The organism is Massilia sp. CT11-137 (assembly GCF_047302885.1).
GTDB lineage: Bacteria > Pseudomonadota > Gammaproteobacteria > Burkholderiales > Burkholderiaceae_D > Telluria > Telluria orientalis.
In genome coordinates this window covers 3,568,595-3,580,257 of record NZ_JBKYMP010000002.1, presented here as the reverse complement: position 1 = coordinate 3,580,257, position 11,663 = coordinate 3,568,595, and the positions used below count along the sequence as shown (strand labels likewise).

The window sequence follows — 11,663 nt, the reverse complement described above, 5'->3', positions numbered from 1 at the left end:
TCGACCCGTTATGTACTATCATAAGTTACATGAGAACCGACAGCAAACTTTCCTCGATCCTGCACCTGCTGCTGCACATGGCCCACAGCGACCGTCCGCTGACGTCGGAAGAGCTGGCGGGGTTCCTGCACACGAATCCCGTGCTCGTGCGGCGCACGCTGGCCGGCCTGCGCGCACGGGGCTACGTCGCGTCGGAGAAGGGACATGGCGGCGGCTGGGCCGTGACCGCCGACCTGCACCGGGTCACGCTGCGCGACGTGTACGACGCCGTGGGCGCGCCGACCGTGTTCGCGATCGGCAATCGCGTCGAGCGGCCCGGCTGTCTCGTGGAACAGGTCGTCAACCAGTCGCTCGGCGATGTGCTCGCGGAAGCCGAGGCGTTGCTGCTCGCGCGCTTCGCGCAGGTCACGCTGGCGGAACTGTCCGAGCGCTTCAACGCGCAGTATCCCCAAGGAGGAACACATCATGCACACCCATCCGAATGAGTCCGAATTCGACGTGATCGTCGTGGGCGGCAGCTATGCCGGCCTGTCGGCGGCCACGCAGCTTGCGCGGGCGCGCCGGCGCGTGCTGGTCATCGACGGCGGCCGGCGCCGCAACCGCTACGCCGACCGCTCGCACGGCTTCCTCACGCAGGACGGCACGGAAGCGGCGGCCATCGCCGCGCAGGCCCGCGCCCAGCTGCGGGCATATCCCACAGTCGCGTGGGCGAACGAGACGGCGGTGGCGGCTTGCAGCGCCGGCGCCGGTTTCGACGTCGCGCTGCCGGATGGCGGCACGGTGCGGGGCCGCCGGCTGATCCTCGCGACCGGCGTCGCCGACACGCTGCCGGCCGTGGACGGCCTGGAGGAACGCTGGGGCACGAGCGTCTTCCACTGCCCGTACTGCCATGGCTACGAACTGGATGAAGGCGCCATCGGCGTGCTCGCGGCGGGCGAGGCGTCGCTGCACCAGGCGCTGATGCTGCCCGACTGGGGCCAGGTCACCCTGCTGCTGAACGGCGCGTTCGAACCGCAGCCGGATCAGCTGGCGGCATTGGCCCGGCGCGGCGTGGCCGTCGAGCGCACGCCGGTCGCACGCATCGAGGGCCGGGCCGATGTGGTGCTGCGGGACGGACGCCGGCTGCGGCTGGCGGGACTGTTCGTCGCGACCCGCACGCACATCGCCAGCCCGCTGGCCGAGCAGCTGGGCTGCGCGCTGGAAACCGGTCCGCTGGGACCGTACGTCGCGACCGACGCGCAGAAAGCGAGCAGCGTGCCGGGCGTGTTCTGTTGCGGCGACATGGCGCGGCCCGCCGGCAACGTGGCGCTCGCGGTCGCGGACGGCGCGCTGGCGGGCATCGCGGCGCACCGTTCCCTGATTCCGGAGCTGGCCGTCCTGGCGTGACGCGCGGCATGCCTCGCCGCGCCCTTGACGCCTTACGACGTCATGCGGTTCCAGCCCGACCGCACGGCCGCCTTCATGCGTTCCCACGTGGACGAGCCGCTGCTGCCGTAGCGGGTATCCCAGTCGCTGCGCAGGTCGGATTCCACGTCGTCCCAGTTGCGACCCTGGTAGCGGGCGTCGCGCCGCATCTCGTTGCCGTAGCGGTAGGCCGGCGCGTAGTCGTCGTAGGTGCCGCCCAGGCTGGCGTAATTCGTCTGCCAGTCGTTGCGGTAATAGGTGTCGTCGTCGTCGAGCGCGCTGCCCTGCAGCGGCTGCACCTCGACTTCCGTGTGGCGCACCGTGTCCTGGATGTTTTGCTGGCGCTGGCTGACTTCCTTGCCGACGACGACTTCCTCGACCACGCGCGCGGACTTCTGCACGACGGCTTCCTCGGCCGTTTCGCGCAGTTCGATCGTCTGGTCCTTGAGCGCGGCGACGTCGGCCGGGTTGATCGGCTGGTCGACCGGACGGCGTTCCACGCTGACGTGTTCCTCGCGCAGCGACACCGTTTCGTTCACGGGCGTCTCGACCATGCGCGAGAACACGCGCACGCCGCCCCGTTCGACCTGGCGCTTGCCGACCCGGACTTCTTCCTGCACGACCGGGATCGCGGCCTTGCCGGTGGTCTGGTCGACGGCCGTCTCGCGCTGCAGCGAGTCCGAACGCAGGGTCGAATCCGAGAGGCTGCCCGACAGGTTGCCCGTCTGCGTCCCCGCCTGCATCGAGCCGGCGGCCAGCGACGGCGACGTCTGCGGCTGGTAGGCGCTCGTGCCCAGCGATGCGGCGTTGCCCGCCAGGTCGTGGCGCTCGTCGATGTCGATGGGGCCGAAGCGTTCGATCACGTCGGCGGCGCGTTCCACTTCCGGTTCCGACGACGTGGTCAGGGTCAGCACGTGCTGGCCGCCGGCGACCGCGGTGGAATAGCGGGTCGCATGTTCGTCGTGGTCCGAGCCGAACAGGTTGTCGAAGAAGTGCTTGATCGAGGCGCCCACGCCTTCCTCGTGGGTCGCGCCGAGCGTCGTGCCGGCCGTCGTCGTGGTGCCGGACAGGTCGGCGCTGGAGACATAGACGTTGTCGCGGGTGAAGCCCGATGCCAGCAGTTCGTCCATCGCGTTCTGGGCATCGCTGCGGTTGTCGAACACCGCTACGAGAGTATGTTGCATGATGCGTCCTCCGGTGAATGTCACGTGGGTGAAGTGTCGCCGTGCTCGTCGAAGCGCTCGACGCTGACCTGCTCGGACTTGAGCATGACCGTGTCGACGTGGTGTTCTTCGCGGCGGGTGCGCGTGATGTGGAGCTCTTCCTTGATGCGCAGCCGCCGTTCGACGACCAGCACTTCCTCGAGAATCGGTACCACGAGCGTTTCCCCTTCGTAGCGGGTCGCGGGCGCCTGGTCGAGCGGGACGATGCGGTCCACCGGCACATGGTGGACCTCGACGTCGTCGCGCAGCAGGCGCTCGTCGATCCGGCAAGGGGTCTCGGCGACAGTCTTGTGGATGCGTACGCCGCGACCCGTGTCGACGATCCGTTTCTCGACCCACGCCTCCTCATGGACCACGGGAACCCGCAAGAGCTCCTGTTTTTCCTGATCGGGTATTGATGAGTCAAGGGACACGGTCCGCCTCCGGGTTCACGACACTGGAGCGACCGAGATTACTCTATTGGCCACGGTTCCCGCGCACCGTTGCCTCCCCACAATCGAGACTGTAGGACAGGACGCTACACGCCATTACGGCCGACGCAGCGCGGCAAGCACGTCCGCCGGCACCCGCAGCGCCGTCCCGTGGCGCATGCGCCGCGCCGTGCCTTCGTCCGGGAAGTGCATCTGCGCCGTCACGTCTTCCCAATGCACGAGATCGCGCGAGCGCAGCGCGCCGTAGTGCTTCGTCGTGTAGGCGTCGTAGTACACGATGACGTCGTCGCCCACCTGCAGCGCCGTCGGCCCCTCGGTCCACAGGCCGGCGGGCGAGATCGGCGCGCCCAGCGGTTCGAACGGCCCCTGCAGGCCGGCGGCGCGCGCCAGCTGCAGGTACTTGCGGGGCGGGTGGCGCGTCTCGTCCTTCACGAGCAGCCAGTCGCCGCGGTTCGTGCGCAGGAACGTCGCGTCGATGACGGAAAAGCCCGGATCGTAGAACAGGCGCGTGGGCGTGAACGTGACGAAGTCGCGCGTCGTCGTGGCGTAGATGCGGTGGTTGTACTTGTTGGCGCCGGCGTCGTCGCCGGCCGCTTCGGATGCCGCGAAGCGGCCCGGGATCGTCGACGACCAGAAGATCAGGTACTCGCCGCGCTTCTCGTCCCACGCGATCTCCGGCGCCCACGCGTTCAGGGTCGTCGGCTCGTGCGCCATCACGGGCAGCTCGCGTTGCGCCGACCAGTGGACGAGGTCCGGCGACGACGCGTAGCCGATGCCCGTCTCGTTCCAGCCGCTCGTCCATACCATGTGGTAGACCCCGTCGGGGCCGCGCACGATGCACGGGTCGCGCATCAGTTTTGCCTTGCCGACTTCAGGCTGGAGATAGCTGCGGCCGCCGTTCAGCGCTTCCCAGCGGTAGCCGTCGACGCTCCCGGCCAGGTGCAGGCCGTCCTGGCCGTTGTCGATGAAGTAGGCGAAGACGTAGGCGTCGGTTTGCGATGCCGGTTTGATGCCGGCGCAGCCGGCCAGGGCAGCGAAACCGAGGGTCGAGAGTAAGGTACGGCGTTTCATTTGTGCTCCTCGTCGCCCAGCGGGCGCTCTGCGGTATGGTGGGGACTCGGCGGTACGGCAAACGCCGCGGCCGGATCGGGATGGGCGGGATCGAACGCGAAATCGTCGACGATGAAACCGGCGGCCGGCACGCGCGCCTGGCGCAGGCCCAGCACGACGGCCTTCGCCAGCTCGTAGCTGCCGTAGCTGTCGTGGTGCGTGTTGTCCAGGCGGCCCGGCGCGGGCTCCGCGAACGCGGCCTTCGAGCCTTCCGGACCCAGCGCCTCGTAAAAGGTTTTGCTCATCGCGTTGAGGTCGATGAACGGCACGTTCAATTCCTGCGCGGACTGGTGCGCGGCCTCGGCGTAATCCTTCAGCGACGGGATCACGCGGCCATCGGCATCGAAGCCGCGCCGCTCCATCGGCGACACGATCACGGGCAGGCCGCCGTGCGCGCGGACGGCGTCCACGTGGGCCTTGATCTCCGCCTTGTACGTCGTGAACGGTCCGCCCTTGCCAGCCTTGATCTGCTTCTGGTCGTTGTGGCCGAACTGCATGAGGAGCGTGTCGCCCGGCTTCATGCCGCTCACGATCTTGTCCAGCCGGCGGCGCGCGAGCGAGTCGCGGTACGTCTCGCCCGATTCGCCGTGGTTGGCGACGGCGATGCCGGGCTTGAAGAAGCGCGGCAGCATCTGGCCCCAGCTGTTGTACGGTTCGGCCGGCTGGTCGCAGACGGTCGAATCGCCCAGCAGGTACAGGGTCGGCACGTGCGCCGGCGCGATCGCGATCGTGCGTACGGCCGGGTGCGCGCCGTTGATTTCCAGCGTCAGGCGCGGGTCCCAGTTCCACGCTTCCTCGACCGTTTCGCGCGGCGCTTTCAGCTTGACTTCGCCGCCGGTCGGGATCTTCGGCGTGCGCACGTTGACGGTGAACGTCTTCGTGACGGTCTCGCCCGGCCTGGTCGCCACGTTTTCCAGCATCAGCCGGCGCAGTTCGGATTTCACCGTCGTCGCGGTCGCGGCCTTGTCGTCGCCCAGCGTGACGGTCACCGTGTAATTCCCTTCGGGGAGATCGACGGAAAAATAATAGGGATGGACGCCGTCCGGCCGGCCGCCCGGCTCGAGGCCGTAGCCGCGCGCGTTGCTGTAGGCGGCGTCGACGGGCGTGTAGCCGGCCGGCGCCTTGCCGGACCCGAAGGCGAATTTCCAGCCTTCGGCGGCATGCGTATTCGCCGCGCAGGCAGCGAGAAGCAGGGCGCTGATCGCCCCGCGGATCGATGGGTTCATGGTCTTCCTGTGGTTCCAATCAGCGCTCGAACGCGCCCAGGTCCGGTGCCTTGTCGCGGAAGGGCAGGCCCACGTCGACGCCGCGGTCGATGACGGCGCTGGCGGCAGACGGGTGGAACATGGGTATGTCCGGCAGGCTGCCGTCCGGCTTGCGCGGCGCGTCCCAGCCGGTGGGCGCCACGCTGTCGAAGTCGGACGGCTTCAACGCAAGGTGCAGATCCCAGGAGTTGGCCGCGCTGTCCGCGCCTTCCACCTTCAACGCCGCACCCGCCGGGTAGGCGAGGTTGTTGCGCAGGGTGCCCAGGTAGACGGGGACGCCATCCGGCGCCACGCCAAGCATATTGTAATCGATAACATTTCCAAAAGCGGTGTTGTGTTGGAAGTCCAGCGCGATGGGATGATGGTTGGCATAAAAGCCCGACACCTTGTTGTCGAACGCGACGGAAAAACGCACCACATGTTTCACCCCGTTGGGCACGTAGCGCCCGCCGTAGCCGCCCGCCTTGATGCCGTTGCCGTTCCCGGCCGCGAGCGGCGTGTGCGTGCCCGGCAGGTAACCGTGCTGCCACGCCCACGAGTACTCGATGGTCACCGGCGAGTACGCGTTGATCAGGTCGAACCCGTCGTCCGTATTCGCCCACGCGCGGCAGCCGCGGAACACGTTGCCCGGATGGCCCGCGCTCACGTGGGCGCCGAAGCCGTCCGCGCTCTGGCCCGCGCCGTTCGACGTGTAGGGGTCGTAGTTATGGTGCGAATCGCTGTTCAGCACGAGGTTCCAGCCCCCGTCCTTGATGAACAGGCCCGGTCCCATGTTGTGGTGCAGGTCCAGCTGCTCGAACACGTCGTGGTTCGCGTCGATCCACACGCCCCACGATTCGTGGTTCAGGCGGTTGTCCGGCTGCTGCGGCGCGCCCGTGATCTCCAGGCCTTTCAGGTGGATCCAGTCGGCCACGACTTCGATGCCCTTGACGCGGCAATCGTCCTTCATGCCCGAGAAATCGAACACCGGCGTCTCGCCCGGATAGGCCCAGTAGCGGATCGGCTGCTGTGCCGTGCCGCTCTTGTCGAGGACGATGGCGGACACGGTCGCGCGCCGCGACACGCACGCCGTCGTCGCCTTCGTGTAGGCGTAGCGGCCGCTGCGGAAATACACGGTGTCGCCCGGCTGCGCCAAGGCCTGCGCGTGCGCGAACGATTGCCATGGCGCGGCCAGTGTGCCGGCCGCGGCGTCGCTGCCGGTCGGGGCCACGTACCAGGTCGCGGCGGATGCGGGCGCGGCGACGAAGGCCGCGGCAATGACAAGGGAACGATGCATGTCAGGTCTCCTGGGTGCGGGGTAGCGCGTCGCCGATCAGCGCAAGATTCTGGATGGCGGCCAGGCCCCATTGCGCCGTTTCGTTCGTGCTCACCCATGGCACTTCGTCGACGGGATTCAATACGTCCGGCCCCGCCACGCGCACGGTGCGGAACGGGCGCCGCCTGCCTTCGCCCGCGAATTCCTGCCACGCGCGCCGCGCCAGCCCGGGGTCCTTGCGCTTCCAGGCCGCGTATGCGGTCAGGCGCGAGTGGCCGACATACAGCGCATGCGTGGCGCCGTGCGGCGCGCCGAGGAGGCGGCGCTGCTCGTCGACCGGCGCGTTGAACAGTTCGCAGTACTCGAGCCAGGCCCGCTCGAAGGCCGTGTCGCCGGTCAGGCGGATCAATTCGTCGAAGATCTCGACGGCGCCGAACACCGCGTTCAGGTGCAGCGCCTTCACGCCGGTGCCGATCATGTTGTGCAGCCGGCCCGTGTCCGGCTCGTAGCCCATGCGGTCGCCGTTGAAGAAGCCGTGCGGCATCGCCGCGATGTCGCGCATGCCGGCGAGGATCTTGTCGCGGTAGCGCGTGCTGCCGCTCCGCTCCCACTCGGTCAGCCAGTTGGCCACGAGCGACGCCCAGTCCGTGCCGAAGCTGATCCGCGCCGGATACGGTCCTTTCGGCGGCTGGTTCGCCAGTTTGCGGACCGGGTCGACGTCGTCCAGCCTGCGGTCCGCATCGAGCACTTCGCGCATGATGTCGCCGGTGCGCTCGTCGCCCGTCAGGTAGTAATAGAAGCGCCGGTAGACCGCCGTGCTGATGCGCACCTGCTTGGCGCTGCAGCCCCAGTGCTGCACGTTGTGGCGCGAGCCGAGCCCCGCGAAGCGGCCCAGGTGGTAAGTATCGACTTCGCTCGTGTGCCGTACCATCGCCTCGCCCATCCGGAAGATGTCGGCGCGGCCCGTGCGGAGGAACGAATACCACAACCACAGGTCGGGCGACAGTTCCGAGTTGTCCCACGCGAAGCCGCCCACGTCGTAGCGCCAGTCGTGGCGGTCGGCGTCGTAGGTGTGGCGGATGTCGCCGTAGTCCCAGAAGCCGTACCAGCGGCGCTGCTCGACTTCCTTGCGGTAGAAATCGAAGCGCGCGTCCAGCTGGTTCTCGATGGCCGCGCGCGCCGGCGTGCTGCGGTCCGGCAGCGCCCACAGGTTGCCGAACACTTGCGTCGCGAGGATGTGCGCAGGCGCGGGCACGAGCTGCGGCGGCGTCTGCACCGCCTGCGCGATCTCCACCAGGCGCGCGCGCGGCGGCGTCGCTTCGAACGCCCACAGCGTGATCTCGCTGCTGCGCGCGACGCCGACGGGCGTGCCGTAGCCTTTCTCGTAGTCCTCGTACGTGATATCCAGGCCCTGGAGCTCGCCGGCATGCGTGTCCATGCCCATGCCGTCGTGGTAGAAACGCAGGTCCATCGCGGGCGCGTCCGGAGACCACATCCAGACGGTGGCGCGTGCGGTGTCCGTGTGCGCGTCACGGATGTCCAGTTGCGTCGGGTGGCGTTGCCAGAAGTCGCGCAGGCCGAACGCGACGCCACCGGAGACGCCGCCCACGTAGCCGGTGCCGGGCGCGCGCCGGCCCCAGGCCGCATCGACCCAACCGCAGCCGGCCTTCGTGCGCTTGCGGATGCGAAAGCTGTCGGCCGACAGCTGCGACAGCGAGACGTCGCCCCACGCCGGCACGAGGTGCAGCAGCGGCGCGACCTTGTCGGCCACGGGCGGGCAGCGTTCGCCCGCGAGCTGGGCGCGGCGCACGTCGGCGCCCGGGTCGCGCCGCAGGCCGGTCAGGTTGCGCACGGCTTCGGCCCACAGGCCGCCGTCCTCGCCGGCGAAGCGCACGTGGCGGTCGTGCGGCGCGTCGCGCAGCGGGACGTCGAACGCGAGGCCGATGCCGCGGATGAAGTCGTGCTGCTCGTCGCCGTCGAATACGAACGTGTGCATGATGCGGATGGAGTCGGCGCCCGCGTACAGGTACAGCCGGACGGTGAACGGGAGCCAGGCGCGGGTCTGGTCGCGGTGCCAGCCTTCCAGCCTGATCACGCTGCGCACCGGGCCTTCCTGCTCCAGCGTCGCTTTCTCGAGTTCGCTCACGAATTCGGTGCGGCGCGTGCTGCCTTCCGGCTGGTCGTCGCGCAGCGCGACGAGGCGGACGTTGCGCGCGATGTCGCGGCCGGCGCGGCGGATGGCCGTCACGAGCACGGGGCCACGCGACGGCACGGTGCATTCGACGATGCCCGTGCCTGCGACGAAGCCGTCGGCCGAGCGGCGCACGGTGACGGCGTGTTGCGCGCGGGCGCGCGGCGCGCCCGGGCGTACGCGCAGGGCGGCGTCCGGACGGCCGCCTGCGCCGAGCGCGTGGGCCGTCCATTTCAGCGAGCCGTCCGGCCAGACCGCCAGCGGCCAGCTTTGCGCGGGCACCTCGCCGGACGTGCCCTCCACGACGAACGGCTGGTCCTTGCGGAGGGCGCCGCGCGGCCACGGCACGCCGAACGTCGTGCCGGCGCCGGACGCGGGTGCGCCTTCCAGCCAGGCCAGCGCCGCCCCGTCGGGTGGCCGCGACGGCGTGGCCGCCGCCCGTGCCGTCCCGCCCAGCGGCAGTGCCGCGGCCACCGAGGTGACACGTGCGGTGGCGCGGAAGAAGTCGCGGCGGTCCATCAGCGCGCCGACAGGCTCACGCGCACGGGCGCGGCCACGCGCGCCGCTTCATCCGTCACGGTGCGCTGCCACTGCTCGCGCGACGTGATCTCGCCGGCCCGCGTCCACGCGGCGCCCACGTAATAACGCAGCGGCTGGCCGGACGTCACCGGCGCCAGCATGAACGCGTTGCGCGCATCGGCGCCGAACGCGGGGTTGCCGGCGGACGGCAGGATCACGGCCACGCCGAAATCCCCGCTTTTCTTTTGCGCGACCCACTGGATGAGGGCTTTCGATCTGGTGTCTTCCGTGAACGTCGACTTGCCGTCCTCGCCCTTGTCGGCCGGTTCCTTGTTCAGGCCCACGGCCGCCTGCAGCGGCCCGTTCCCGGCGAACGTGAACGTGCTGTCGATGCGGTCGAACCAGTGGCCGGCGTCCACGGTGAAGCGCTTGACTTCGGCGACTTTCGTGCCGGCCGCGTCCCAGCCGTCGTAGGTGAGTTCGAAGATCGCGCGCACGGGACCGTTCGCCAGGACCTTCCAGTGCGTGAAGTTGATGCCCGAGACCAGCTTGCCGCCGGTCCAGATGCCGGTGCCGCCGGCGCCCAGCGTCGTGCCGACGTTGTACATGTCGATGCCTTCGCCCTCGTCGTGGTGGTAATGGTCGTGGCCGATGTTGTACCAGCGGTCGACGATCGGGTACGGGACCCGCTTGAACCAGATATCGAGGCCGCTCGTCTTCAGGACTTCCTTGTCGGAGCCGGCGGGCGCCGGGGCGGCGAGGGCGGGGCCGTAGGTGCGGTGCGCGACCTTGTCGTTTTCCCACGCGAAGTCGTCGAGGCGTTCGGGCACGATGCGGGCCCAGACTTTGGTGGGGAACGGGGGCACGACGGCGTCCGTCTTTTCGACCGTGAACGTGGCGCTCTTTTCGCCCGGCGCGAAGTCGTGCTGGAACAGCAGTTCGCCGTACGCGACGCCGTTCTTCTGCGGGTCCTTCGCTTCCGGCGCCACGTTCGTCACCTGGTGCGGCAGCACGCGGCCGGCCGCGTCCTTGACGACGATGTGCTGGATGCCGGCATGCGGCAGCGCGTCGTTGACGCTCTTCCACGGGATGGCGATGGTTTCCGCCGGCCGTGCGATGGCGAGATCGTGGGTGACGGTGACGGTCAGGCGCTCGGCGGCGTGCGCTGCGGGGTGCGTGGCGGCTGCGATGGCGGCGAGGGCGAACAGGGGCAGGGAGAGTTTCATCGTTCGTGGCGGCGTAGGGTCCAGTGGGAATATGCCCGTCGAGTATCGATTCGGCGACTCCCGGGTGTCAACTTACGGCCGGCCGCGGTCACCATTCAATCAGCGCGTTGAGCGATGGTCTTTACGCGCATGACCCGCAAAGCCAGTGTTTTGGCTCGCAAGGACAAGGCGCCGGGCCGTGGAATGCGCGGGCTTTCCATTACTCTAATGGTGCTTGACGTTCATGCAACGTGAACGGGGCAGAGGAGACATCCATAGAGGTCGGAAAGACCGGAAGGGCAAACATGAGAGACAAGTACAAGCTCGTAGGGCCGATCTACGACTGGCTCAGTGCGTTCTACAGCGGCAAATCGATCCACCGCTGCAAGGTCGCGATGCTCGACAAACTGCGCCCGGGCGACAGGGTGCTGTTCGCCGGCGTCGGCCACGGCCGCGATGCGGTCCACGCCGCGCGGCTCGGCGCCGACGTCACGGTGGTCGATCTGTCGGCCACCATGCTGAAGAAATTCCAGGCCAATCTCGAACGCGAAGGCATCGTCGACGTGCGCATCCGCCAGGTCCACAGCGACATCATGCTGGTCGAGGAATTCGAACAGTACGACATGGTCGTCGCGAACTTCTTCCTGAACGTGTTCGAGCAGGACATGATGCTGCGCGTGCTCGCGCACCTGATCCGCCTGGGCCGCCCCGGCGCCCACATCGTCGTCGGCGATTTCTCGTTCCCGACCGGGAACGTGTTCAGCCGCGCCTTCAAGACCCTGTACTGGTACGGGGCCGTCGGCTTCTTCTGGCTATTCGCCGGGAACGCCTTCCACAACATCTACAACTATCCGGAGTGGATGAAGAAGTTCGGCCTGCAGGTCGGTGAACAGAAGCACTACAAGCTGCTGCTGCTCGACTGCTACTGGTCGGTCATCGGCCAGAAACCGGCCTGAGACCCAACGCCGTCGTCCCCGCGAAAGCGGGGATCCATGCTGAGCCGATCAGGACGCCCAGTATGGGTTCCCGCGTGCGCGGGAACGACGGGTGCTTGCAATCC

At 68.6% G+C, this 11,663-nt stretch carries 10 protein-coding genes; 3 read left to right on the top strand and 7 right to left on the bottom strand.

Features of this window, described 5'->3' with window-relative positions:
- Nucleotides 1-29 precede the first annotated feature (29 nt).
- Both ACEN98_RS32750 and ACEN98_RS32745 read left to right on the top strand, forming a co-directional pair.
- Nucleotides 30-485, top strand: coding sequence for an Rrf2 family transcriptional regulator (locus ACEN98_RS32750; protein WP_413388999.1), 456 nt, complete (start codon nucleotides 30-32; stop codon nucleotides 483-485).
- Entirely contained in the window at nucleotides 466-1,386 is a 921-nt protein-coding gene (locus ACEN98_RS32745) for an NAD(P)/FAD-dependent oxidoreductase (RefSeq protein WP_413388998.1), read from the top strand. Before ACEN98_RS32750 ends, ACEN98_RS32745 begins: the two co-directional genes overlap by 20 nt.
- Before the next feature lie 32 nt (nucleotides 1,387-1,418).
- Here the strand turns inward: ACEN98_RS32745 and ACEN98_RS32740 are convergent, their stop codons facing one another.
- The 7 genes from ACEN98_RS32740 to ACEN98_RS32710 all read right to left on the bottom strand — a co-directional run bounded on the left by ACEN98_RS32740 (nucleotide 1,419) and on the right by ACEN98_RS32710 (nucleotide 10,624).
- Nucleotides 1,419-2,588: a DUF2382 domain-containing protein gene (locus ACEN98_RS32740; protein WP_413388997.1), complete on the bottom strand. Its 1,170-nt coding sequence runs from the start codon at nucleotides 2,586-2,588 to the stop codon at nucleotides 1,419-1,421.
- A 20-nt stretch (nucleotides 2,589-2,608) separates the two neighbouring features.
- Complete coding sequence (locus ACEN98_RS32735) at nucleotides 2,609-2,995, bottom strand: DUF2382 domain-containing protein (protein WP_413343579.1); 387 nt, start codon at nucleotides 2,993-2,995, stop codon at nucleotides 2,609-2,611.
- A gap of 159 nt (nucleotides 2,996-3,154) precedes the next feature.
- On the bottom strand, nucleotides 3,155-4,129 hold the full coding sequence (locus tag ACEN98_RS32730) for a glycoside hydrolase family 43 protein (protein ID WP_413388996.1): 975 nt from the start codon (nucleotides 4,127-4,129) through the stop codon (nucleotides 3,155-3,157).
- On the bottom strand, nucleotides 4,126-5,394 hold the full coding sequence (locus ACEN98_RS32725) for a rhamnogalacturonan acetylesterase (protein WP_413388995.1): 1,269 nt from the start codon (nucleotides 5,392-5,394) through the stop codon (nucleotides 4,126-4,128). The genes ACEN98_RS32730 and ACEN98_RS32725 overlap by 4 nt, the downstream gene beginning before the upstream one ends.
- Before the next feature lie 19 nt (nucleotides 5,395-5,413).
- On the bottom strand, nucleotides 5,414-6,709 hold the full coding sequence (locus ACEN98_RS32720) for a right-handed parallel beta-helix repeat-containing protein (protein WP_413388994.1): 1,296 nt from the start codon (nucleotides 6,707-6,709) through the stop codon (nucleotides 5,414-5,416).
- Between the two features lies 1 nt (nucleotide 6,710).
- Nucleotides 6,711-9,398 carry a Tat pathway signal sequence domain protein gene (locus ACEN98_RS32715; RefSeq protein WP_413388993.1) on the bottom strand — a complete coding sequence of 896 codons (2,688 nt, stop codon included), beginning with the start codon at nucleotides 9,396-9,398 and terminating at the stop codon, nucleotides 6,711-6,713.
- Entirely contained in the window at nucleotides 9,398-10,624 is a 1,227-nt protein-coding gene (locus ACEN98_RS32710) for a DUF4861 family protein (RefSeq protein WP_413388992.1), read from the bottom strand. The genes ACEN98_RS32715 and ACEN98_RS32710 overlap by 1 nt, the downstream gene beginning before the upstream one ends.
- 284 nt (nucleotides 10,625-10,908) lie before the next feature.
- Here ACEN98_RS32710 and ACEN98_RS32705 point away from each other — a divergent pair, with 284 nt between their 5' ends.
- Entirely contained in the window at nucleotides 10,909-11,559 is a 651-nt protein-coding gene (locus ACEN98_RS32705; RefSeq protein ID WP_413388991.1) for a class I SAM-dependent methyltransferase, read from the top strand.
- The last annotated feature ends 104 nt before the right edge of the window (nucleotides 11,560-11,663 follow it).

Coding starts and splice junctions, on each gene's coding strand:
- ACEN98_RS32750 (WP_413388999.1), top strand. CDS start 30: ATGAGAACCGACAGCAAACTTTCCTCGATCCTGCACCTGCTGCTGCAC.
- ACEN98_RS32745 (WP_413388998.1), top strand. CDS start 466: ATGCACACCCATCCGAATGAGTCCGAATTCGACGTGATCGTCGTGGGC.
- ACEN98_RS32740 (WP_413388997.1), bottom strand. CDS start 2,588: ATGCAACATACTCTCGTAGCGGTGTTCGACAACCGCAGCGATGCCCAG.
- ACEN98_RS32730 (WP_413388996.1), bottom strand. CDS start 4,129: ATGAAACGCCGTACCTTACTCTCGACCCTCGGTTTCGCTGCCCTGGCC.
- ACEN98_RS32725 (WP_413388995.1), bottom strand. CDS start 5,394: ATGAACCCATCGATCCGCGGGGCGATCAGCGCCCTGCTTCTCGCTGCC.
- ACEN98_RS32720 (WP_413388994.1), bottom strand. CDS start 6,709: ATGCATCGTTCCCTTGTCATTGCCGCGGCCTTCGTCGCCGCGCCCGCA.
- ACEN98_RS32715 (WP_413388993.1), bottom strand. CDS start 9,398: ATGGACCGCCGCGACTTCTTCCGCGCCACCGCACGTGTCACCTCGGTG.
- ACEN98_RS32710 (WP_413388992.1), bottom strand. CDS start 10,624: ATGAAACTCTCCCTGCCCCTGTTCGCCCTCGCCGCCATCGCAGCCGCC.
- ACEN98_RS32705 (WP_413388991.1), top strand. CDS start 10,909: ATGAGAGACAAGTACAAGCTCGTAGGGCCGATCTACGACTGGCTCAGT.